The 22,813-nt window shown below is 44.3% G+C and carries 23 protein-coding genes; all 23 read right to left on the reverse strand.

Translation table 11 applies throughout. The features are described 5' to 3' along the window. Positions 1-84: 84 nt before the first annotated feature. The gene (locus KJS58_RS03165; RefSeq protein WP_160032807.1) at positions 85-1,209 is read right to left on the reverse strand and encodes a glycosyltransferase family 4 protein; all 1,125 of its coding nucleotides are present in this window, start codon (positions 1,207-1,209) and stop codon (positions 85-87) included. A gap of 118 nt (positions 1,210-1,327) precedes the next feature. Further along, a complete protein-coding gene (locus tag KJS58_RS03170; RefSeq protein ID WP_374705777.1) occupies positions 1,328-2,104 on the reverse strand; it encodes a WecB/TagA/CpsF family glycosyltransferase in 777 nt (258 codons plus the stop codon). Between the two features lie 7 nt (positions 2,105-2,111). Continuing rightward, positions 2,112-3,281 (reverse strand): polysaccharide pyruvyl transferase CsaB, encoded by a 1,170-nt coding sequence (csaB, locus tag KJS58_RS03175; protein WP_213530405.1) that lies wholly within the window; start codon positions 3,279-3,281, stop codon positions 2,112-2,114. Further along, entirely contained in the window at positions 3,257-5,272 is a 2,016-nt protein-coding gene (locus KJS58_RS03180) for a DUF5693 family protein (RefSeq protein ID WP_213530406.1), read from the reverse strand. The genes csaB and KJS58_RS03180 overlap by 25 nt, the downstream gene beginning before the upstream one ends. A gap of 202 nt (positions 5,273-5,474) precedes the next feature. Next, positions 5,475-7,184 (reverse strand): phospho-sugar mutase, encoded by a 1,710-nt coding sequence (locus KJS58_RS03185; RefSeq protein ID WP_213530407.1) that lies wholly within the window; start codon positions 7,182-7,184, stop codon positions 5,475-5,477. Between the two features lie 109 nt (positions 7,185-7,293). Further along, positions 7,294-7,725, reverse strand: a complete 432-nt coding sequence (fabZ, locus tag KJS58_RS03190) for a 3-hydroxyacyl-ACP dehydratase FabZ (RefSeq protein WP_160032726.1) — start codon at positions 7,723-7,725, stop codon at positions 7,294-7,296. A 282-nt stretch (positions 7,726-8,007) separates the two neighbouring features. After that, positions 8,008-8,208 (reverse strand): DNA-directed RNA polymerase subunit beta, encoded by a 201-nt coding sequence (locus KJS58_RS03195; RefSeq protein WP_213531019.1) that lies wholly within the window; start codon positions 8,206-8,208, stop codon positions 8,008-8,010. 9 nt (positions 8,209-8,217) lie between these two features. Continuing rightward, complete coding sequence (locus KJS58_RS03200) at positions 8,218-9,054, reverse strand: flagellar hook-basal body protein (RefSeq protein ID WP_213530408.1); 837 nt, start codon at positions 9,052-9,054, stop codon at positions 8,218-8,220. 34 nt (positions 9,055-9,088) lie between these two features. Further along, positions 9,089-9,973, reverse strand: a complete 885-nt coding sequence (locus tag KJS58_RS03205; RefSeq protein ID WP_213530409.1) for a flagellar hook-basal body protein — start codon at positions 9,971-9,973, stop codon at positions 9,089-9,091. Between the two features lie 45 nt (positions 9,974-10,018). Then, entirely contained in the window at positions 10,019-11,017 is a 999-nt protein-coding gene (gene mreB / locus KJS58_RS03210) for a rod shape-determining protein (protein ID WP_213530411.1), read from the reverse strand. Between the two features lie 218 nt (positions 11,018-11,235). Next, entirely contained in the window at positions 11,236-11,523 is a 288-nt protein-coding gene (spoIIID, locus tag KJS58_RS03215; protein WP_160032722.1) for a sporulation transcriptional regulator SpoIIID, read from the reverse strand. A gap of 205 nt (positions 11,524-11,728) precedes the next feature. After that, a complete protein-coding gene (locus tag KJS58_RS03220; RefSeq protein ID WP_213530412.1) occupies positions 11,729-12,463 on the reverse strand; it encodes a M23 family metallopeptidase in 735 nt (244 codons plus the stop codon). Between the two features lie 86 nt (positions 12,464-12,549). Continuing rightward, the gene (gene spoIID, locus KJS58_RS03225) at positions 12,550-14,064 is read right to left on the reverse strand and encodes a stage II sporulation protein D (RefSeq protein ID WP_249716874.1); all 1,515 of its coding nucleotides are present in this window, start codon (positions 14,062-14,064) and stop codon (positions 12,550-12,552) included. A gap of 386 nt (positions 14,065-14,450) precedes the next feature. Beyond that, positions 14,451-15,797, reverse strand: a complete 1,347-nt coding sequence (gene murA / locus KJS58_RS03230; RefSeq protein WP_213530413.1) for a UDP-N-acetylglucosamine 1-carboxyvinyltransferase — start codon at positions 15,795-15,797, stop codon at positions 14,451-14,453. Beyond that, positions 15,733-15,903 (reverse strand): hypothetical protein, encoded by a 171-nt coding sequence (locus KJS58_RS03235; protein ID WP_213530414.1) that lies wholly within the window; start codon positions 15,901-15,903, stop codon positions 15,733-15,735. The genes murA and KJS58_RS03235 overlap by 65 nt, the downstream gene beginning before the upstream one ends. Before the next feature lie 385 nt (positions 15,904-16,288). Continuing rightward, positions 16,289-16,546 carry a DUF1146 family protein gene (locus KJS58_RS03240; RefSeq protein ID WP_213530415.1) on the reverse strand — a complete coding sequence of 86 codons (258 nt, stop codon included), beginning with the start codon at positions 16,544-16,546 and terminating at the stop codon, positions 16,289-16,291. Positions 16,547-16,776: 230 nt separating this feature from the next. Next, positions 16,777-17,184: a F0F1 ATP synthase subunit epsilon gene (locus KJS58_RS03245; RefSeq protein WP_213530416.1), complete on the reverse strand. Its 408-nt coding sequence runs from the start codon at positions 17,182-17,184 to the stop codon at positions 16,777-16,779. Between the two features lie 73 nt (positions 17,185-17,257). Then, on the reverse strand, positions 17,258-18,661 hold the full coding sequence (atpD, locus tag KJS58_RS03250) for a F0F1 ATP synthase subunit beta (protein WP_213530417.1): 1,404 nt from the start codon (positions 18,659-18,661) through the stop codon (positions 17,258-17,260). Positions 18,662-18,772: 111 nt separating this feature from the next. Next, a complete protein-coding gene (gene atpG / locus KJS58_RS03255) occupies positions 18,773-19,639 on the reverse strand; it encodes an ATP synthase F1 subunit gamma (RefSeq protein WP_191800555.1) in 867 nt (288 codons plus the stop codon). Positions 19,640-19,901: 262 nt separating this feature from the next. After that, the gene (atpA, locus tag KJS58_RS03260) at positions 19,902-21,419 is read right to left on the reverse strand and encodes a F0F1 ATP synthase subunit alpha (protein WP_160032716.1); all 1,518 of its coding nucleotides are present in this window, start codon (positions 21,417-21,419) and stop codon (positions 19,902-19,904) included. A gap of 16 nt (positions 21,420-21,435) precedes the next feature. Beyond that, a complete protein-coding gene (locus tag KJS58_RS03265) occupies positions 21,436-21,984 on the reverse strand; it encodes a F0F1 ATP synthase subunit delta (protein WP_213530418.1) in 549 nt (182 codons plus the stop codon). After that, positions 21,981-22,469: a F0F1 ATP synthase subunit B gene (gene atpF, locus KJS58_RS03270; RefSeq protein ID WP_160032714.1), complete on the reverse strand. Its 489-nt coding sequence runs from the start codon at positions 22,467-22,469 to the stop codon at positions 21,981-21,983. Before atpF ends, KJS58_RS03265 begins: the two co-directional genes overlap by 4 nt. A gap of 91 nt (positions 22,470-22,560) precedes the next feature. After that, positions 22,561-22,773 (reverse strand): F0F1 ATP synthase subunit C, encoded by a 213-nt coding sequence (gene atpE / locus KJS58_RS03275; protein ID WP_091160819.1) that lies wholly within the window; start codon positions 22,771-22,773, stop codon positions 22,561-22,563. Between the last annotated feature and the right edge of the window lie 40 nt (positions 22,774-22,813).

Raw genomic sequence — 22,813 nt, forward strand, 5'->3', positions numbered from 1 at the left:
CCTTATTCCCGTAAAAGAGAATAAGGTTTATGAAATATTGAAAAATAAGATAATAGCAGTTTCATAGTATAACATGAGTATCTATTATGACTTCGTTTTTGCCTCTGCTGCTTTCATTCGAAGCTTGTGAAAGAAGTTCAGAACCGGACGTTTTGTCTTATCAATCAGACCAATGACTTCTGCCCCAATCTGCAGGAAGAACATCATGACACAGATCACCACAAAGGTTACCCAGTTGGCCTCATGAATCGCTGCAGCCGACTGGATGACAGCCAGCACTCCGAAAAAAGCAGCAATTCCGTAAATAATCAGTACGGTTTGACGATGACTGAACCCAAGATCACGCAAGCGATGATGCAAGTGACCTTTATCCGGTGCAAAGATCGGTTTCTTATTAAGGAAACGACGAATGATTGCAAACAGTGTATCCGAGAGTGGAACCGCGATAATAATCAGCGGTGTAATCAAGGTTACGACTGCAATCTGCTTAAATCCAAGTAGAGATAACATGGCAAGGCTGAATCCGAGGAACAGCGACCCTGTATCTCCCATAAAGATTTTCGCAGGGTGAAAGTTAAAGAACAAGAATCCAATGATGCTGCCCAAAAGAACCATGCAGACCATAGCCGTCACGATATTCCCCATGATAAAGGACATCACCGCAATCGTACCGATCGCAATCGCAGATACGCCTGCCGCAAGACCATCCAGTCCATCAATCAGGTTGATTGCATTGGTTACGCCCACAATCCAGAAGATCGTTACCGGAATGGAAATCCAGAGCTCCAGTGAAGAATACGCATCAACAAATGGAATATTAACAAAATCTATTCGAATATCAAAGGCAAATACCACTACACACGCCGTAATAATCTGAGCTAAAAATTTAACTTTGGCCGATAACTGAAATTTATCATCCATAGCACCAATGAGGGCAATCATGGTTCCTCCAATGATGAAAGCATAGATGAAGCGGTTATCTCGAGCAGTAAAGTACTCCGAAACAAACGGAAGTAATGCCAGCAATGTGACCATAAAAGCAAGAAATATCCCGAGACCGCCAAGTCTTGGCATAATCTTGGTGTGGACCTTACGTGCATCTGGCACGTCAACAGCTCCCACCTTTATCGCAAACTTCTTTACAAGCGGAGTAAGTAGAACCGCTAGTCCAAGAGCTACGATAAATCCCAAGATATAGAACATTAACATGTGCTCATTCGACCCCCAATTTATCAAAACTAACTCCATGCATTATACTCCCTAGATTCTTGAATTACTATCCCTGTTTTCTAGCAAAAATCAAAGATTTTAGCAATTCTTCCTCCATTTACACCGATTTTGTCACGTTTTCTTTTTCACGCACGACTTTCGCAACAAACTGTGGTAGAGCCAGCATTCTTTTTGCCCGGGTCGGTTCACGCAGTAAACGATAGAGCCATTCCGCTCGCATTTTTTGAAATAGAGCGGGAGCTCTCTTTGATTTCCCTGAAATGACATCAAAACTGCCGCCGACGCCCATAACAAGGGGTACTCCTAATTTATGTTTATGTTCACCGATCCACGGTTCTTGGTTATTAACCGCACGTGCTACGAACAATAGGTCTGGAGCAGCTTCCCTTATCTCGGCAATCACTTCTTCATCTTGATCCGAATCAAAAAAGCCATCGCGATATCCACAGATCACGACACCAGGATACTGTTTTTGTAACCTGCTTGCTGTCTCTTGAATCACCTCAGGTGTAGATCCCAGAAGGAATACTCTCCATCTATAAGTTTCTCCAACCCGCATTAATTCATGTAGGAGATCAAAACCGGCCACTCGTTCCGCAACAGGGGTACCGCAGTAATTGGCTGCCCATACCACTCCTGTACCATCAGGGACAACCAGCTCAGCCGATTTCATGACCTCCATATACTTTGGATCTTCCAGCGCCGTCATCACCATAATTGGATTACCCGTGATAACTTGGTGGATCTGCCTTGTACGGACGACTTCTTCAAGATAGGCTACCGTTTCTTTCATATCCATGCGTGAAAACCGAATTCCAAAGATGGGCACGGTCGGTACAGACCCTGTCTGTACTTGCTCCATATGCTCATTCATGACTCATTCATCCTTTGCCGCTTAGAAATTTTAAAATATGAACCGCAGGCTCCTGTGCTTGCTCTTTAAGCGAAGCAATTGCTTCTTCCCTAGTCTCAAGCCATTCCTTACGGTTTGTTAGGATCTGCTCGAGTTCTTCAGCCAGCTTGTCTGCTTGCAGCGAAGTCGTCGTGCCGATTGCTTGAGAATCCAGTCGATGAAGAAAAGCGTCAATCTTCGGATCATACGATACACCAATCATCGGTACACGCTGGGAAGCTGCATAGATCAAACTGTGTAATCTCATGCCGAGAACGAGTTCACAGCGAGATACTTCTAACAACATCATTTGCGGATCCGTTACGTTTGAACAAATGCTTACTTTACTGCCTGTACCATGTAGAGGCCCTATTCGCTGCTTCACATACGTAGACGCTTCTTCATCAGAAGGCAAATGGAAGGGAAGCAGACGAATATGCACTTTATGTTTGGAAGCAAGCTGTTTGAGCCCTTCGGCAATTTGGTTCAGTTCTGTACGATCTTTCTCCCAGAAACGCACCGAAACTCCAATCACCGGCAGCTCTTCTTCTTGTTCTGATTTTGGAGTAGTTCTTCTTGCGCTTCCTCCCCCATAAGAGGCTTGTTGCACCTTCGTTAGTTCAGGGAGCGGAAGTCCCATAACAGGGTCAGGAACGATGTGCACATCATTCCATCTTATTCCGAAATCCTGAATTAGCTTAGCTGATTCTTCATCACGAACAGAGACATATTCACAGTGCTTAAAAATACCGCGAATCATCGTTTTGAAAATACCACGTTTTACAGGCCCAATCCCCTGGGAATAAATAAACGTTGGTTTCTTCATGTTCTGTGCGATTTTAATAACGCCAAGGTAATAAGGGATGGATTTCCAGCCCGTTGCATCTTGCAGCAAGCTGCCTCCTCCGCTAATCAGTCCATCACTCTCTTTGATGGCCCGGCGGACCTCGCCAAGCTTCATGCGATGCACGGCACGAACACCATACGTCTTTTGCGTCCACTCTGGATCGCCTGAGAGAACGATCGGTTCTACCTGCACGTTCGTACGCTGACTTTCTGACTCCAGTGCGGTCAGTATCGATTTAAGAACGGCTTCATCCCCGCTGTTTTGAAAACCATAATATCCTGAGATAACTATTTTCTTAGTAGTGGTGACCATTTTTTCCAACATCCTTCCAAAACTTGCCACACCACAATTGCAATCAATCCAACGATGAGACCAAGTCCGAGACCTAACACCCCACGAATAAGGGAAAGATGCGCTGGTGTATGAATATGAGCGAACGTATCCACCATAGACAACTGAGCAATCGATGCAATAATCATTAAATAAATTCCATTACGATATTTAAGAGCAATAAACGCTCCTAAGATAAACATTGGGTGCCCCAGTAAAAATTCCTTGTTACGAGGACGAACGCCAAAGGTATCTTCCAAGAATGTCCGGAGTACCATTTCAATTGGAGTTACACTGCCCGAGTTTCCTGTACGGGTCAGATAATAATAGCCTACCATACCTATGATACCTGCTGCCAGTATCCACAAAAGAGTGATCGGCTCATTTAGCAGTTTGCGGACAAATGCCATACTTAGTGCCTTGCGGTAGAACAGAACATAGAATGCCGTAAGTGCAATCGGAGCTAAGTGCAATAGACTTACGCCTCTAAACTGCTCGATTACAAGTGCATACGTAATGTTGTTCAGCAGCGCAATCATGAACGGAACAGCAAGGAAGGACAACAGCGATGTTCGAAAAAATAAAACAAGCGCTTGTGTCACGCGATCCTTCACCGAAAGATCAGAATTTCTCAGCTGCATTGCATTAATACGGCGTACCGCAAGCACCATCGCAATCGTTGGAGCGCTGATCGCAACGAGTAGAGCGATACCCTGTTCCATAAGAGACGGTCTAAGTACATATAATCCGCCGCTTCCGAGTATTCCTAGCACAAAGGCTGGCAAAGTCAGGAATGGAATGAAGTAGGATACCATTAATGCGATCATCGCAATGCTACCAACCACAACAACGGCTTTGTAATATTTTTGACCTGGTGTTTCATGTACTTTAAATGGCTCGGCTTGTCCCATCGTAAAGCCATTCTCTTTCATTCGTTCTACTGCATTTCCTTCTTCCCCCAGTGCATCCAGCAAGTTATCCAGTGGATCTGTCACTGCTGCTTGCAGTGCACTACGCGAAGGTGATGCGTTCAGGTAGATCATCCGAATATTACGATCTTTTGTAGCCAGTGTAAATCGATCTGCAATTACTTTCGGAGAAAGATTCGCATCGTGTTCGCTTAGAGAGATAAGACGAACTACATTGTAGTCTGTAAGATAAGCAAGGGTACTGAAACCATGCTGTGGCACTTTCAAGTTCTCGATCGCAGCAAGTCCGATACCATGCTGATTCAGAAGCTCTGCAAAAGATGACAAGCTTCTCAGCTCTCCATTATCGTTATATCCCTTAACCTTATCTCCTTCAAACAGAATACGTTTGACACCGAAACTCTCAAACATATCCATTAACTGAGCTACGGACTGCTGATCATAAGGAAGTGAATCACCTAACCGGGGCATAATACTGAAACCACGATCCACTAGATCACTCATTGTGATTGGATCCGGAGTCATTGGCTTTAGGTTGGCATTTTCTACAGGTGTTTCAATAACCAAACCTTCTTTACCCTCATGAGTCCATGTACGAACTGGAATTTCCAGTCTGCGGAATGTGTCCGCAATAATAGGAGCTAAGACTTCTTTATTCTCATCATTCGTAAATAGTATATAAGTATAATTCTCATTCTCCGGTAAAATTTCACCTGACATATTCGCTACATCTAGACTGTTATAGATCATAATGCGACGAGATTTACGGAATTCATCCAGCGTACTCTCATACATCGCCATCGTTGTAACGCCTGCATTTTTGAGTTCCGTTAATTTTTCATCAATAAAGTCCTGCGGGTGAACCTGATATGCTGCGACATCCACAAGATCCCGATAATCGAATACCAATTCTACATTTTTGGAACTGGATTCTGTTGTGACACGATCGTAGATGACAGGAATGGAAGCAATAAGTCCAATAATTACAATAATCCATAGCCACTTACGAGAGACCGTGTTCCAATATTGCCATTTTTGACGCACCGATGTGTACCTCCTAAATTTTATACCTTTTACAAGCCATATCATGCCCAGCGCGCAAATATTTAGCAACTCAGCATTTAAACGATTCCTGTAACTTCATTCCAACACAAAAGCCTTTCCGCCAAACAACCCGTAACGGTGCGGAAAGGCTCCTGAATTAACTTAACATTTCTTATAAAAAGAAATCAAACAAGCTCTTAAATCAGCGATCAATACGACTCATAACCGCATCCGTAAGACGCTGAATTCGTGTATGAGCATCTTCATTATTTTCGCCTTGAACGGCAAAGTATATTTTAATCTTCGGTTCTGTACCTGAAGGGCGCAAGCAGAACCATGAGCCATCTTCCAGAATGAATTTAAGTACATTCTCTTTTGGAAGATCATCAATACCTGTGGAATAGTCCAGCATTTCTCGAACCTTAATGTCAGCAACCTCTTCTGGAGCAGAAGTACGCCACTCGGTCATAATGGCCTGAATTTGTGCCACGCCATCTTTCCCTTTTAAGGTACGGGACTGCAAGTTCTCTAAGAAATAACCAAACTGCTCATACAGTTCTTGAAGAACATCATATAAAGTTTTGCCTACACTCTTATAATAAGCAGCCGCTTCACAAATCAGCATCGCAGCGAGTACTGCGTCTTTATCCCTTGCATAATTGCCTGCGAGATAGCCGTAGCTTTCTTCGTATCCAAAAAGATAGGTATGACTGCCTGTCTCTTCAAAAGCATTCATCTTCTCACCAATATATTTAAAGCCCGTTAGTGTATTAAACACTTCCGCACCGTAATGTTTCGCAATTACAGCACCCATTTCACTCGTTACAATGGTTTTTACCACTGCGCCGTTCGTAGGAAGCTGTCCGCGCTCTTTCAACTGGCCGAGGAGATAATTCGTCATGATTGCACCGGACTGGTTACCTGAGAGCACGAAATATTTACCTTCTTTATCTTTTACAACTGCACCCATACGGTCCGCATCCGGATCGGTACCAATGATAATATCTGCATCCACTTTTTCACCAAGCTTCATCGCAAGTGTGAATGCTTCACGTTCTTCCGGATTAGGTGACTTCACCGTAGTGAAATTCGCATCCGGCTCTGCTTGTTCAGGAACGACATGCACATTCGTAAATCCAATACGCTCCAGCACTTTTGTAACAGGCATGTTTCCTGTACCATGCAGCGGTGTAAAGACGATATTGAAATCTTTGCTATACTCAGCAGCAATTCGGTCCCGGTTCAAACTTTCGGCAGCAACGGTTTCAATGAATGCTTCATCTTCCGCATCACCAAGCCATACAAGCAGTCCTTGTGCTTCTGCATCAGCCTGCGTAAGCTTTTTCACGTCAGCAAGGGAAGCCACATCCTGAATATACTGAATCACTCGTTCTGCTTCATCCGGCACAAGTTGTCCACCCGAAGCATTATATACTTTGTATCCATTATATTCGGGGGGGTTATGACTCGCTGTGATCACGATTCCACCTGTTGCCTGCAAATGACGTACACTATAAGACAACTGTGGTGTCGGACGCAGTGATGTAAACAATTTAGCCACAATACCGTTCGCAGCGAGTACTAAAGCAGCCTCAAGAGCAAACTCCGGCGAAAAATGGCGAGAGTCATGAGCGATTACAACAGAAGGTTTTCCTTCTCCTTTATGACCTTCATTAATGTAGCGTGCAAAACCTTGTGTTGCTTTTCCTACCGTATAACGGTTGATTCGGTTACTCCCTGCTCCAATGACACCGCGCAGACCTCCTGTACCGAATTCAAGCTCCCGGTAAAAACGATCTTCAAGTTCATTCGTATCTCCAGATAAATCGGTTAGCTCCTGTTTGGTTTCCTCATCAATAGATGGATCCTTAAGCCATTGTTCCAATGTTTGCTTCGCAGTTTCACTTAACATGTCGTCACCATTCTCCTTTATCCCATATGTAACTATGGTTCTCTATGTGGTTATTTCATGATTGTAAGCTAATCGATAATTCATTGCAGTTCATTCCGTAACATTCGTCCTACTGCGGATCAGATAGAGCAAACATAATCTCGCCTTCTGCGACTACTTTATCGCCGACACGAGCGGTTGCTTTCCCTTTTCCAATAGAGCCTTTCAGACGTGTGATCTCAACCTCAAGCTCCAGCGTATCACCTGGTACCACTTGTCCGCGGAATCGGAAATTATCAAGACCAGCAAGGAAACCAATCTTACCTCGGTTACTTTCCACTTTAAGAATAGCCACTGCGCCTACTTGAGCAAGTGCCTCTGTAATAAGTACGCCCGGCATTACCGGATAGCCTGGAAAATGACCTGTGAAGAAGGGTTCATTGATGGTTACATTCTTAATTCCAACTGCTCGTTTGCCCTCCTCGATCTCCACGATCTTATCGACCAATAAAAAGGGAGGTCTGTGAGGAATGATTTCCTGAATTTGATTAATATCTAGCATATGTTTATAACCCCTTCCGTACGATGCATAAACAACCTATTCTTAGTCCATACTAATTATATCCTTCATTAACTGCAGTAGTGAAGGTTGAGATAAGGGGCTTGTTCCTTTGTGCCGCACAGTTCGTACTGACGGTCTAAGGGAATCAGCCCTTTTTGTGTTTGCAGTATACACCGCAAAGTCCCCCATCATTATACATTTTTCGGGAACAAAAAGAAAACTCCTGCTTCACAGGAGTTCCGTTTTTATAACGATCCACTTTACTACGCTCTGCCTACCCGATTAAGGTGCAAAAACAAGATCAAATATATGTTTCCATGTTTGATAGTCAAAGGCAGATCCGATATCTCTCCCGCCAACGACCACATAACCGACTAACATACCTCCGATTAAAGCAATTAACAAAAGCAGCGGAATCAGAAGCCGGCGTAAGATCTTCCGTGAAGATCCCTTCTTCTTCTCTACTTTTTCTTCTTCAGTCATAACCTTCACCTATGCCCTCATTGTATTCGCAAGATTCATCATCGTGTCACTTGAACTCAGTGCGCGGGCAGCCAGCTGGTATGTGCGCTGTACTTCAAGCATTTTCGTCATCTCACTCGTTAGATCTACGTTGGAATTCTCTAAATAACCTGCCCGAATGGTCGCTTCAGGCACCGTAGTTGCCGCATTTTCTCCAAAAACCATGTTTTCGCTGGCTCCGGAAATTAAGCTGAACAAGTTATCTGAGCTAGCTGCGAGCCCTTCAGGGCGCATGGGTTCAACGAGTTGAAGTTGCCCCGCAATTCTTGCACTCAAGGAGCCACTGTCACGCACTAATAAGTTACCGCTCGAATCAAATGCTACGGTAGCATTTGCCGGTGCAGTAATAGGCTGATTATCTCTTCCAAGCACAGCATAACCATCACTCGTTACGAGTCTCATTCGCGGTGCTGCATCTGGGTCCTGAACCGATTCATCCGGTACAAAACGGAAATCGCCTGCTCTTGTCCATGCTTTTTGACCATTCACTTCTACAGCAAACAGCGCATTTCCTTCAATAGCCAAGTCTGTGGGATTTCCTGTCTCACTTAGTTCCCCTTGTGCCATATCTTGAGTAATCGATGTCATCTTCACACCATAGCCTACATTAAAACCGAGCGGCGTTGCTCTGCCATCCCGTGACAAAGAGGAAGCCTGCTGCTGAACACCTGTCAGTACATCTTCAAATGAAGCTTGTTTGCTCTTGTAACCTGCCGTGTCTACATTCGCAACGTTATTCGCGATCAGATCTAATCGCTGCTGCATGCTCGTCATGGATACGAGAGCACTGATCATTGAATTATTCATATAATCCCCCAAACTTCAAAAATATGTAGTACCTCTACACACGCCCGATTTCATTTACGGCTTTTTCCAAGCTTTTATCGTAAAATTGAATTACTTTCTGATTGGCTTCATAGGCTCGAAGAGCTGCTGTTAAATCAACCATCGACTGAGCTGAATCCACTGTCGAACGTTCCAAGAATCCCTGCTTCACTTGAACCCGGTCTTCTGCACCAAGCAAACGCGCTGATCCCGCACGATCCGAGCTTAGTACATAATTCCCATTACCTTCTCTGACTAGCTGATAAGGGTCATCCACGATGGTAATACCAAGTCTCTCACCAGTGATTGCTCCTGTAAGAGGATTCACTAGCTGTCCTTGCTCGTCCACTTTAAATTGATTCATGGCGCCTGTCAATCGAATAGGTTCACCATTATCTGACAATACCTCAAAGCCCGTTGAACTTAGCAGTCTGCCTTCCGCATCCACTTGAAAACTGCCATCCCGGGTATATTTTACGTTGCCTTCCTCATCTTGTACGGTAAAATAAGCCTGCGGCTTATATATTACATCCCCATTATCACTGATGTACTTACCTGAAGCATCAAAAGGAATCGCTTCGCCTGTATTCGGATTGGTAACCCTAAGATCTGAATATAACGCAAAATCTGTTATTTTATCGGAGGGTATAAGATCCCCCTGAACATTCATAGACATGCTTTCTTCAGCAAATACGCCTGTATTTAAGCTGCCAATCACCTTACTGCCGAGACTAGAGGAGTCGCCGCTTCTGCTAAGCTGCATTTCCGGAAAGGAACGAACTAGACTCTCCACCTGTTTATAACCGTTCGTATTAAGATTAGCAATATTCTGTGTTACCGTATCATGTTTACGCTGTTGAGCAACCATTCCCGCAGCTGCCGTATAAAGACCTCGAATCACACCAGGTCCCTCCTTATTATTACAACTACTACCTATATCGGTGCTTTAGAACTTTTTCTTAAGAGAACGATCCAAATGATTAAGCATCAGTCCCGTTCCCTTGACAACGCAGTGCATCGGATCATCAGCAACGAGTACAGGTACCCGCAGTTCTTCGGTTAAGAGCTCGTCCAGTCCTTTAAGTAAAGCGCCCCCGCCTGTTAAAATCACACCTCGATCAATAATATCAGCGGATAATTCCGGCGGTGTCTGTTCGAGGACAAACTTAGCCGAAGCTACAATGGAAGCTACCGAATCAGCGAGTGCCTCTTGCACTTCACTTGAAGTGACCGTCACAGTTTTAGGTAAGCCGCTTACCATATCACGTCCACGAATATCGAGCTCTTCCTGCTGACCTCCCGGTTTTACAGTTCCAATGGATACTTTAATATGTTCCGAAGTCCGCTCCCCAATCAATAGCTTGTACTTATTTTTTATATATTTCAAAATCGCTTTGTCAAACTTGTCCCCTGCCATTTTAATAGAAGAAGCTGTAACAATCTCGCCCATAGATAATACGGCCACATCGGTGGTTCCTCCGCCAATATCGATGACCATATTCCCACTCGGTTCATAAATATCCATTCCCGCTCCAATCGCTGCGGCTTTGGGCTCTTCTTCAAGAAATACCTCTTTGGCACCACTGCGCTCTGCTGCTTCACGAATGGCTTTTTGTTCTACGGAGGTGATATTTGTCGGTGCACAAATTAAAATACGGGGACGGCTGTACCAACTTTTGCCGCCAACCCGGTTAATAAAATATTTAAGCATCATTTCTGTAATATCAAAATCGGCAATGACGCCGTCCCGCAAAGGTCTAATTGCAATAATGTTACCTGGCGTTCTGCCGACCATGCGGCGTGCATCTTCTCCCACAGCAAGTACTTTCTTCGATCCACTCTCAATTGCAACTACCGAAGGTTCGTCGAGAACGACGCCACTCCCTTTTACGTGAATGAGCACGTTGGCCGTACCAAGATCAATACCGATGTCCTTGCTTAGCATATAAAAGAGCCCCCAAAGAGATATTTTTGATCGTATAATGATTCCTTATTTCTTACCTATGTATTTCAACCATTGCTCGCTATTAGCTACATTTTGTGTCGGATCATGCAGATAAGAAGTCTTGTGCTTAAGCTTATACCATCTTTTAACATATCATACTTCAGGGGAGGTCTTCAACGTATTTGTATGCTTTTTGACCTACGTGAGCTTTATGGTCACTACGACTTCCCGGAAGCGAGCACCTCTCGATTTTTTCCGTTCGTTTTTTTATATTTAATCTTGGTTGCCTCGCCTCCTCGTAAATGGCGAATCGATTTATGGTACTCAAGAATGTGTTTTACCTGATCGGCAAGATCAGGGTTGATTTCCGGCAGTCGTTCGGTCAAATCCTTATGCACCGTGCTCTTTGAAACGCCAAATTCCTTGGCAATGGTACGGACCGTATTCCTCGTCTCAACGATACAGCGTCCGATTTTTATGGTCCGTTCTTTAATGTAATCGTGCACGCTCCCGCCTCCCTACTGTGGATAGTTTGGTACATTATATGAGAGGCATGCTTAGATATTCACGGTTTCACAGGGTGACAAGCTTTACAGCGATCAATTATTTTTGGTTTTGTTATCCACAGGTTTGTCCTAAAATGAATTCCTTCTATAAAACAAAAGAAACAGCGGGCATGTCCCACTGCTTCTTTGTTCTTACTTACATATTTTATTTTTTCAGGAATTGTTCTGGATTAACAGGTTTTCCTGCTTCGTACACTTCAAAGTGTACGTGGTTGCCGAGATCCTTGCCAAGTTCACTCTTGCCTGAGATGGCAATGGTGTCACCTTGTTTTACTTCATCATTTTGTTTTACTTTTACATCAGCAATACTTTGATATACCGTTTTGAGATCATTGTCATGAGTAATCTCGACAACCATTCCATTCAGCGGATGTTGTTCTACACGCGTCACTTTACCGCTCAGTGCAGCTTTGACTTCAAAAGTTTGATCATCGGCTCTTGCTAAATCAATTCCGGCATTAGCAATAAAAGTTTGATCGTACTCTAGTAAAGCAAGTGCTTTCTCATCTGTCGTCGCTGCAGCGTCATAAAAAGGTTTCACTACATTCACTTCCGATGCTACTGCCACCGGCCATGCTAGATTCTCAGACTTGCCTTCTACTTCACTTGTAACGGGTTCTTCTTCCAAAACTCCAGTGGTAGGAACCGCATCGCCATTCTCAGACACTTGCTTTGTCGTTTCTTTCACAGCAGACTGCATGCTAGCGTCCTGGTAGGCCCACACTAAAGTTAGTATAATAGCTGCTGCGGCGATGTAAGCTGCCGGGTATACCCACCGTTTGGACAACAGCTTTTTCCAGGATGAAGATTGTGATTCAGGTGCTCCATTACTTGTTTTTGGAGCATTTTCTTGGTTTTGATTTTTGTTTTGTTCATTCATTTTCTATCACCTCAGTAACAAGTGTTACCGGGTGCAACTCTTTTATACTCGTACTATTAAATTTATTTGCAAGATTTTTAAGGAGACTATGAATTCCCTTTATATAATAACTTGGAAGCTTGGCCAAAAGCGACTCCGTTATAGTAGTGTTTTAGAATCTGGGTTGCGGTATAACCTTCTTGCGCCATTCCATTGGCTCCCCACTGGCTCATGCCTACTCCGTGACCATATCCATGCGTTGTAATCGTAATCTTGTCCCCACTCGTTTCCCACGTAAATTCACTAGATCGCAGCCCGAGCTTCTCTCTTATCTCTTTTCCCGTAAACACTTTCTTTCCGATCTGAATCTCTTTAATCCGTTTTCCCGCAGTTGTAGACAGAACTTGAATAAAGGGCTTTGCCGGTTTGCCGCTCACAGATACAGGAATTGCTTCCGGTGTAACATTCAATTTATTTAGAAAATCAACACGGGACATCGTCACGCTCTCCTCATAGCCCGGAGCAATCTTGGCATCCCAAGGACTTTCTACACTTCGTAGATACGGTACAGCTTGCTGCCATACATCTTCCGAGTTCTCGGTATATCCGTTGCTAGTCGAGAAAAAGGCGGCGGTTATCGGCTCCCCTTTATAAGTCATTATCGTATCTTTGCTCTCCCTTACGGCTTGCTGGAGCTTGGCCCATTCTTTTTCTTTCCCTGCGTCTTTAAAATGAGCTTCGAGCTTATTGTAAGGAATGTATACCTGATGCTCGACCGTATCCTTCACGTCCGCACCCTCGGCCGGTATGCCGCTGCGATCTCCCGCAGCCATCCGCTTCGTTACATACGTGCGCGCTGCAATAGCCTGCGCCTTGAGGGCTTCGATGCCGAAGTCCGAAGGCATCTCGGCTGCCACAACCCCGGTGACGTACTGTTCCATCGTCACCGTATCAATGGTGCGCGTTTTCGTTAGATAGACGCGCACCTCGGGTTCGGGATACACCACTGCCGGCTTTGGTGCCGGTGTGGTGTCAGGGACAAGGGCAGGCGGCTCTGCTGCGGCAGGATTCTGCGCAGCGGGGGCCGTCTGCCCTTGCACCGCCGGCGCAGAGCTCGGCGGTGCTTCCTCGCGGGGCCAGGCAAGCACTGCTGGAATCAGCAGTGCCGCAATGGCTAGTCCCGCGAGGGCGGCGGCAGGGCCGGGCCGCCGGGGGCGCCGCGGTGCAGAGCCGCGGCGCCAGGAGCGGGCGGCTTTATAGGTGCCGCCCGCCGGGTTTGGTGCATGCAGCTGTGGTGCATGCACGGGCTGGCTGTGCCCGGTAAGAGGCACAGCGGGTTCAGCAGCAGGGGATAGCGAAGCCTCTCCCCGCCCCCGTCTTTCTTTTATACCGCCCAGCTGCTCTTTGCTGCCTACTCCATTTACTATAGAAAGAGACGTTTGTTTTGAGTTTCTAACTTTTAAGATTCCCTGTTCATCCCGCTCTATTAAAATCTCCGCTGGGCCGTAGGAAGTTTCAGTTACCTCTTGCCAAGGAATGCTTACAATCTTCTTTCTTTTCATTCGGACTCTTCTATTATTAAGCTCTTCTTTAGGCTTGGAAGAACCTCGTGTCGCCTTCATTTATACTCCTCCCAACATCTCATTTGATAGCTGCTCTAGCTCGGTAGATCAGATAGACCTTATAAGTCATACATATGGAGATCTCGCTTCTGATAGAACCAAATTAAGAGAATATAAATGAGAGGTTGCCTAGTATTAAGACCACACTATAGTAGTAACTAATGATGTATTTCCTCTATTTTATAAGAAAGATAGCGACGCCTCTTCTACCATCTTCATTTAAATAGACCAAAGACCATGCATTATAAAAAGGGACTATAAATAAAAAAAAGACTGTAGACATACTAGTATAGGCTAGTTGTCTACAGTCTCACCAAGCCTATAAAGGCTTGGTTTCTTATTCTTTCTTACACAATGTTGCATCGGGTTCCATTCTATCCGTTAGCTTACGCTAAAGTAGGCTGAACCTTAAATCTTGCTGTTTCTGTTTCCGTTACAGCGGATTCTGTCGATTTCGCTTCACGCTTCGGCTCTTCTACCGATACACGATAGATGTCTGCTCCAAGACCGTTCAGCTTCTCTGCAAGGTGCACATAACCGCGGTCAATATGATGAACACCGCCTACTTCTGTTGTGCCGTCAGCGATCAATCCAGCAAGAATCAAAGCAGCACCTGCACGCAAGTCCGTAGCTGTTACTTTGGCTCCGGTAAGTTTAGCTCCTCCAGTAATAATCGAGGAACGACCTTCTACTTTGATCTCTGCATTCATCAGGTTGAACTCATCCACATGCATAAATCGATTTTCGAATACCGTTTCCGTTACAACACTTGTTCCTTGGGATTTGAGCAGCAATGCCATCATTTGAGATTGCATGTCTGTCGGGAATCCTGGGTATGGAAGCGTCTTGATATCCACAGCTTTCAGAGGACCGTCAGCAATGACACGTACTCCGTTTTCGTCAGGGACAATCTTCACTCCCATTTCTTCCATCTTAGAGATAACAGGGCCAAGATGATCGGAAATTGCTCCTTCGACATAAACGTCTCCGCCTGTAATCGCTGCAGCAGCCATATACGTCCCTGCTTCAATTCGATCTGGAATTACAGCATGTTGTACACCGTGAAGTTTTTCTACTCCTTCAATGCGAATCACGCCTGTGCCAGCACCGCGTACTTTTGCACCCATCCCATTCAGGTAGTTTGCAAGATCCACAATTTCCGGTTCTTTTGCTGCATTCTCAAGAATTGTTGTTCCTTCTGCAAGTACAGCAGCCATCATAATATTTTCAGTTGCACCAACACTCGCAACATCCAAATAAATTTTGGCTCCGCGCAATTTTCCATTTGACCTTGCTTCTATATAACCATGTCCTAGGCTGATTTCTGCACCCATTGCTTCAAAACCTTTAAGGTGTTGATCAATCGGGCGTGTACCAATCGCACATCCGCCTGGAAGAGATATTTTTGTATAACCCATACGTGTTAGCAGAGGACCCATAACCAAGAAAGACGCCCGCATTTTTGTAACCCATTCGTAAGGGGCTTCGCACGAAGTAAGATTCGTTGCGTCTACGGTGATTACTTCATTTTGGTATGTAACTTCCGCTCCTAGCGATTCCAGTACTTTGTTAATTGTCATCACATCGTCTAAAGGAGGTGCATCTGTAATAATGCTTACTCCTTCTTCCCCTAAGAGAGAGGCGGCGATGATCGGAAGAACTGAATTTTTAGCGCCGCTGACTTTGACACTTCCGGTCAATCTCTTGCCTCCGCGGACGATAAATTTGCTCATCTTGTTTCCCTCCGCGCGTTATTTTTCTTTTTCTGCTTACGAGTGGAGTTTCCTCTTTCACTTGTCGTCCGATCCCGTCGGAAAATTCGACATCATTATTCAACATTCGTCAAGATGTCGTATTTCAGAAAAGAATAGTTTGCACTTTTCATTTTTTAAATTCGTTAGTGATTGAAGACATGATTTCCATCATATAAGACCATTTCTATTCGAAATCATTTGAAACTGTGATTAAAAACAAAGAAATAGCAGTCATTCCGCTAATCCCCTAACTTACATCATAACATTAAAAGTTCATGGGAGACAAGCGATTTTTCATTTTACATTGTTTTTTACCATTTCATACGGATCAACGTATAAAACGACCGACATTGCATTGTTATCAAATGAATATCTTTAATTTCATTGTTCACATAAAAACATAATGTTATTCGACAAAAGCTGTCTTAAGGTATTCTGGCCTAAGAGTGATATAACCAGCCTGGAAAGCTTTAAAACAGATATTTAAGCATTTGTGTCCAAGAGAGATATTCAAGCACGAAATCAGACACAAAATGTCCCAGCACAATAGCTAAAAGCAGCTGCAGCATTCTAGCTTGAGCACTCTTTGGGTGTTTTACAATCAAGTCGAGCTTCAAGTGCTGTAAAGACCACCAAGCGATCGCAATACAGGAAAGTGAGATAATCATAGCTACAAGACTATTTGTACTAATGGCCTGATTAACTTGATCATTCAACAGTTGATCCATGTCCAGCCTCCGTCTTTCTTGTTAATGATTAATTTCACATACTGTGAAATCATATTCGGATCATTGTTTATTGTCAACCAATCTTACAACATTGGAACCCAGAAACCTTAATTTAACTCTGAATTGTTATACTTTTGACAAAAACATGTCTAATCCGCATTCTTTCTGTCATTTCCTCGGAAATAATCTCAAAAACAAAAAGAACCTGACGAATGGTCAGGTTCTATGTTCTATAGGTTGCCGGATACTTTAAGTCGGTTCATTGCTTTTTGTAATGCAATTTCAGCACGACGGTGATCGTATTGATCTCTGCTTCCGCTAGATGTTAGACGCGTTTCAGCACGCTCAAGAGCAGCTTTCGCACGAATTACATCAATCTCAGAAGCGAGTTCAGCACTTTCAGCCAAAATGACTACCTTCTCTTTGCGAACCTCTACAAAACCGCCTGCAACAGCGATTTTCAGTTCCTTTCCATCCGTTTTAATGGACACAGGTGCAATTTGCAAGGGAGTTACGAAGGGAACGTGACCAGGAAGGATTCCCAGATCACCTTCCACTCCGCGTACAACCAGGCTATTTACCTGTTCAGAGAAGATGAGTCGCTCCGGAGTTACAATTTCCAATAAAAAGGTACTCATTGTCATCCCTCCTGAACTCTATCCGAAGGATAGTTAACTCATCTTTGGGTCATTAATCCTTAGGATTAATTGACTATTCCATTGATTTTGCTTTTTCTACCGCTTCTTCAATTGTTCCTACGTACAGGAATGCTGCTTCTGGAAGATGGTCATACTTACCATCTAAGATTTCTCTGAAACTGCGAACTGTATCTTTAACAGGAACATATTTACCCGGGAATCCGTTAAATGCTTCTGCTACGTGGAACGGTTGGGATAAGAAACGTTGGATTTTACGAGCACGAGCTACGAGCATTTTATCTTCTTCGCTCAGCTCATCCATACCCAAGATCGCAATGATATCTTGAAGTTCGTTGTAACGAGCAAGAATACGTTTAACCCCTTGAGCTACGTTATAATGCTCTTCCCCTACTACATCTGGAGTAAGGATACGGGAACTGGATGCAAGTGGATCTACCGCAGGGTAGATACCCATCTCAGAGATTTTACGCTCGAGGTTCGTTGTTGCATCCAAGTGAGCAAATGTAGTTGCCGGCGCAGGGTCAGTGTAGTCATCCGCAGGAACATAGATTGCCTGAATCGAAGTTACTGAACCTGATTTCGTCGAAGTAATACGTTCTTGAAGTTGACCCATCTCCGTTGCAAGTGTAGGTTGGTAACCTACCGCTGATGGCATACGTCCCATAAGGGCAGAAACCTCAGAACCTGCTTGAGTAAAGCGGAAGATGTTATCAATGAAGAGAAGAACGTCTTTACCTTCTTGATCACGGAAATACTCAGCCATAGTAAGACCCGTCAAGGCAACGCGAAGACGTGCACCTGGAGGCTCATTCATTTGACCGAATACCATTGCTGTTTTGTTGATAACACCAGAGTCCGTCATCTCATGGTACAAGTCATTACCTTCACGAGTACGCTCACCAACACCGGCAAATACAGAGATACCGCCATGTTCTTGAGCAATGTTGTTGATAAGTTCCTGAATAGTTACCGTTTTACCTACACCCGCACCGCCGAAAAGACCAATTTTACCGCCTTTTGCGTATGGAGCAAGCAAATCAATAACTTTAATTCCTGTCTCCAGCATTTCTGCTTGTGTAGACAACTCATCGAAAGTAGGTGCTAAACGGTGAATCGGATTACGAACAGCCGTTTCAATTGCACCGCCATTATCGATTGGATTACCAAGTACGTTAAATACCCGGCCCAAAGTTGCTTCCCCTACGGGTACAGAAATAGGTGCACCTGTATTGATTGCTTCTGCACCACGAACGAGACCATCTGTAGAAGACATTGCAATACAGCGTACACGGTTATCGCCTAGATGTTTCGCTGTTTCAAGCGTAAGGTTAATTTCTTTACCATCGCTTGTCTTTGTGTTGATTGTAACTGCATTATTAATATCGGGAAGTCCGTCACGGTCGAACTCAACGTCAACAACCGCACCCGTAATGCTGACAACGCGTCCTTTGTTCATCTTCAGTTCCCTCCTACAAGCTATAGCAGTAATAATCTCCTGTCACCATTCATATAAATGTGAGCGAGCATTATTCTGACCAGCTTCATTGTTTATCCGTACTTAATTAAATTAAGACTGCGCGCTTGCTCCAGCCACAATTTCTGTAATTTCCTGCGTAATCGCAGCTTGACGTGCTCTGTTATAAGTAAGCGATAATTCTCCAATGAGCTTGGATGCATTTTTCGTTGCACTGCCCATTGCTGTCATTTTCGCTCCAAGTTCACTTGCTTTACCATTCAGAAGTGCACCATAGATCAAAGTCTCGGCATAGCGAGGCAAAAGAGCTTCCAGTACTGCCTCTGCTGAAGGTTCGTACTCATATTGAGCAGAAGCTTCCGTCTTCTTATTCTCCGGTCTCTCCATCGGAAGAAGTTTTTCAACCGTAGGAATCTGGGTAATTGCATTTACAAATTGGCTGTAACAGATATAGATCTCATCATATTTTCCTGCTTCAAATCCAGAAACGGTTTCGTTCGCAATGGATTTAATATCAGCAAATGTTGGGGAGTCCGACAAATCTGTAACATCCATACCAATCGGTTGCTCACGGCGTCTGAAGAAATCGCGACCTTTCCGTCCAATTACAAACAGAACATATTCGTCTTTAGAGGTGTGGCGTTCCTTAAGAGTCAGGGTTACCTGACGAAGAACGTTGGCATTGTATCCACCTGCAAGACCACGATCTGAAGTAATTACGAGGTAAGCCGTCTTTTTGACAGGACGAGTCACCAGCATGGGATGGGTAACCTCTGAAGAAGAGGATGCAATGCTAGTTACCACTTCCTTCAACTTCTCGGAATATGGTTTTGCAGCTTCTGCTTTCTCCTGCGCTTTTCTAAGCTTGGAGGCAGCAACCATCTCCATTGCCTTGGTAATTTGCTTCGTGCTCTGAACACTTTTGATTTGACGCTTGATTTCGCGCATACCTTTTGCCATGTTTTCACCACCTTAAAGTTTTGACGAAGTCAAAACTAACTTCGAGAGCATTACTTAAAGTTTTGACGAAGTCAAAACGATCTTCGAGAGCGTTACTTAAAGTTTTGACGAAGTCAAAACGATCTTCGAGAGCGTTACTTAAGTTTTGACGAAATCAAAACGATCTTCGTAAGCATTTACTTCATATAAGAAAGAGGGACTGCGGCGTACGTTGTGTTCGCGCAGCCCTTCTTTGGTTCTTTGATATGGAATACGATGCGGCTTAGTTCGATGATTTAGAGAAGCTGTTTCTGAATTTCTCGATAGAGTTTTTCAGAGCGGCTTCATTATCTGCAGTAAGCTCTTTCGTTGTACGGATGGATTCAAGAATCTCAGGGTGATTACTTTCCATGAATGAGAGATATTCTCTCTCAAAACGAGTTACATCACCTACTGGGATTTCATCCAGATATCCTTTAGTCGCTGTATACAAGCTGACAACCTGTTGTTCAACAGGAAGTGGCTTATGCACATCTTGCTTCAGAATTTCCATCATCCGCGCACCACGGTTCAGACGAGCTTGTGTTGATTTATCAAGATCGGATCCGAATTGGGAGAACGCTTGAAGCTCACGATATTGAGCTAGATCCAGACGCAGGGAACCTGCTACCTTTTTCATTGCTTTAATCTGAGCGGAACCACCAACACGGGATACCGAGATACCTACGTTGATCGCTGGACGTTGACCTGAGTTAAACAAGTCTGCTTCCAGGAAGATCTGACCATCGGTAATTGAGATTACGTTCGTTGGGATGTATGCAGAAACGTCAGATGCCTGCGTTTCAATAAATGGCAGAGCGGTTAATGAACCACCACCAAGTTCGTCATTCAGTTTAGCTGCACGTTCGAGCAAACGGGAATGCAGATAGAAAACGTCACCTGGGTAAGCTTCCCGACCCGGAGGACGACGAAGCAGCAAGGAAAGTTCACGGTATGCAGATGCTTGTTTAGTCAAGTCATCATACACTACGAGCACATGCTCACCTTTGTACATAAAGTACTCACCCATTGCACAACCAGCATAAGGAGCTATGTAGAGAAGTGGTGAAGGCTCAGAAGCAGATGCAGTTACAACCGTTGTATACTCCATTGCACCATTACGACGAAGTGTTTCAACTACTTGTGCAACGGTGGATTGTTTCTGTCCAATAGCAACGTAGATACATTTCATTCCGCTGCCTTTTTGGTTAAGGATCGCATCAATCGCAATCGCTGTTTTACCTGTTTGACGGTCACCGATGATAAGCTCACGTTGTCCGCGGCCGATCGGTACCATTGCGTCAATCGCTTTAATTCCTGTTTGCATTGGCTCATGAACCGATTTACGGGCCATAACGCCAGGTGCCTGGTTTTCTACCGGGCGGAATTCATCTGTTGCAAGCGGACCCTTGCCATCAACGGGTTGTCCCATTGCATTAACGACACGGCCGATCAAAGCTTCCCCTACCGGAACTTGCATGATTTGTCCTGTACGTTTTACTTGGTCTCCTTCACGAATGTCTGTGTAAGGTCCCATGATAACGATACCTACGTTGCTTTCTTCAACGTTAAGCGCTAGGCCTAATACGCCTGTAGAAAACTCTACGAGCTCACCGGACATTACGTTCTCGAGTCCATAAACACGGGCAATCCCGTCACCGACTTCGATTACAGAACCAACTTCGCTGACTTCGATGTCCGTTTTGTATTGTTCGATCTGATTTTTAATGATAGTACTAATTTCCTCAGGTCTGATACTCAAGCGTCCTCACCCCTCACTACTTTACTCGTCTTGTAAAAGACTGTTCTAGACGTTTCAGCTGGCCTGCCAGACTTCCGTCATAAATTGTATCGCCGATGGCAACTTTAAGTCCGCCAATCAAGCTTTTATCAATCACATTTTCAATGCGAATTTGTTTACCAATACGAGCACTAAAATCTTTAGCAACTGTATCTTTCTCTTCCTGGCTAAGCTCATATGTCGAATACACACGCGCATTAACCATTCCAAGTGAATCGGATTCGAATTTCATGTAACTTTCCACGACGGATTCCAGTGCATGGATTCGGTTACGTTCGATAAGCAGTTTAATTGTATTTAAGACCGGCTCCGATACTTTGCCTTGCAGACTGTTGTCTACAACACTCAGTTTCGAAGCAACACTGACGTTTGGAGAAGAGATAAATTTAACGATGTCGCGATCTCCTGTAATAGAGGTTGCAACCGCGTGAAGCTCGGCTTCGACTTCCAGTACGGATTGATTTTTGATCGCCACTTCAAACAACGCTTTTGCATATCTCTTGGCGATTACCGAATCCCTACTCATGGTCTGCCTCCTACTTCATTCAGATACTTTTCAACAAGCTCTTCCTGAACGTTGTCTTGCTTAACTTCTTTATCCAAAATCTTGGATGCGATCTGTACAGATACTGCTCCAAGTTCACTGCGGAGGGATTCAACCGCTTTATTCTTCTCACTCTCAATCGCACGAACAGCTTCCAGTTTCAGACGCTCTGCTTCTTGTTTTGCTTCATTCAGCATTTGCTCTGTTTGGTTTACACTTGTTTTGCGAGATTGTTCAATAATACTTTGAGCTTCATTACGCGCTTCTTGCAAAGCCGCTTTTTGCTCTTCTACATATTGGGTAGCCTGCTCACGAGTTTGTTTTGCTTCATTAAGCTGGGAAGCAACTAACTCACGACGCTGCTCCATAATAGCGAACAATTTGTTAAATGCATACTTGGACAAAAGCCAATAAAGGATCAAGAACGCAACAATGGTAATAGCAATGTTTTCCCATAAAATGTGCACTCACGTCACTCCTTTCCGTTCATTCCTGTATCGTAACAAAAACGAAGGCGCGGATGGCATCGCCCTCCCCGCCAAACCGTTACTTCTGATATTATGAAAACATAATCAAGAACGCGATAACTGTAGCTGCCAAAGGTACTACCTCTACGATACCAACACCGATAAACATAGTTGTTTGCAATGGTCCACGAGCTTCTGGTTGACGAGCGATAGACTCAACTGTTCTACTTACGATCATACCGTTACCAAGACCTGCACCAAGTGCACCCAAACCTACTGCGATAGCTGCTGCTAACATTTCCATTTTTAAATTTCCTCCTCGAAATATATATACATTTTTTGTT

The organism is Paenibacillus sp. J45TS6, from assembly GCF_018403285.1.
Taxonomy (GTDB): domain Bacteria; phylum Bacillota; class Bacilli; order Paenibacillales; family Paenibacillaceae; genus Paenibacillus.

Bases quoted from the DNA above. Each gene is read 5' to 3' on its own strand.
- atpE (WP_091160819.1), bottom strand. From the start codon at position 22,773: ATGGAAATGTTAGCAGCAGCTATCGCAGTAGGTTTGGGTGCACTTGGT.
- atpD (WP_213530417.1), bottom strand. From the start codon at position 18,661: ATGAACAAAGGACGCGTTGTCAGCATTACGGGTGCGGTTGTTGACGTT.
- KJS58_RS03185 (WP_213530407.1), bottom strand. From the start codon at position 7,184: ATGTTAAGTGAAACTGCGAAGCAAACATTGGAACAATGGCTTAAGGAT.
- KJS58_RS03220 (WP_213530412.1), bottom strand. From the start codon at position 12,463: ATGAATGAACAAAACAAAAATCAAAACCAAGAAAATGCTCCAAAAACA.
- mreB (WP_213530411.1), bottom strand. From the start codon at position 11,017: ATGCTAAGCAAGGACATCGGTATTGATCTTGGTACGGCCAACGTGCTC.
- KJS58_RS03195 (WP_213531019.1), bottom strand. From the start codon at position 8,208: ATGACTGAAGAAGAAAAAGTAGAGAAGAAGAAGGGATCTTCACGGAAG.
- KJS58_RS03265 (WP_213530418.1), bottom strand. From the start codon at position 21,984: ATGAGTAGGGATTCGGTAATCGCCAAGAGATATGCAAAAGCGTTGTTT.
- KJS58_RS03245 (WP_213530416.1), bottom strand. From the start codon at position 17,184: ATGAGTACCTTTTTATTGGAAATTGTAACTCCGGAGCGACTCATCTTC.
- csaB (WP_213530405.1), bottom strand. From the start codon at position 3,281: ATGGTCACCACTACTAAGAAAATAGTTATCTCAGGATATTATGGTTTT.
- KJS58_RS03165 (WP_160032807.1), bottom strand. From the start codon at position 1,209: ATGTTAATGTTCTATATCTTGGGATTTATCGTAGCTCTTGGACTAGCG.
- fabZ (WP_160032726.1), bottom strand. From the start codon at position 7,725: ATGCTAGATATTAATCAAATTCAGGAAATCATTCCTCACAGACCTCCC.
- KJS58_RS03235 (WP_213530414.1), bottom strand. From the start codon at position 15,903: ATGTTGAATAATGATGTCGAATTTTCCGACGGGATCGGACGACAAGTG.
- spoIID (WP_249716874.1), bottom strand. From the start codon at position 14,064: ATGAAGGCGACACGAGGTTCTTCCAAGCCTAAAGAAGAGCTTAATAAT.
- KJS58_RS03200 (WP_213530408.1), bottom strand. From the start codon at position 9,054: ATGAATAATTCAATGATCAGTGCTCTCGTATCCATGACGAGCATGCAG.
- KJS58_RS03240 (WP_213530415.1), bottom strand. From the start codon at position 16,546: ATGGATCAACTGTTGAATGATCAAGTTAATCAGGCCATTAGTACAAAT.
- atpG (WP_191800555.1), bottom strand. From the start codon at position 19,639: ATGGCAAAAGGTATGCGCGAAATCAAGCGTCAAATCAAAAGTGTTCAG.
- KJS58_RS03170 (WP_374705777.1), bottom strand. From the start codon at position 2,104: ATGAATGAGCATATGGAGCAAGTACAGACAGGGTCTGTACCGACCGTG.
- murA (WP_213530413.1), bottom strand. From the start codon at position 15,797: ATGAGCAAATTTATCGTCCGCGGAGGCAAGAGATTGACCGGAAGTGTC.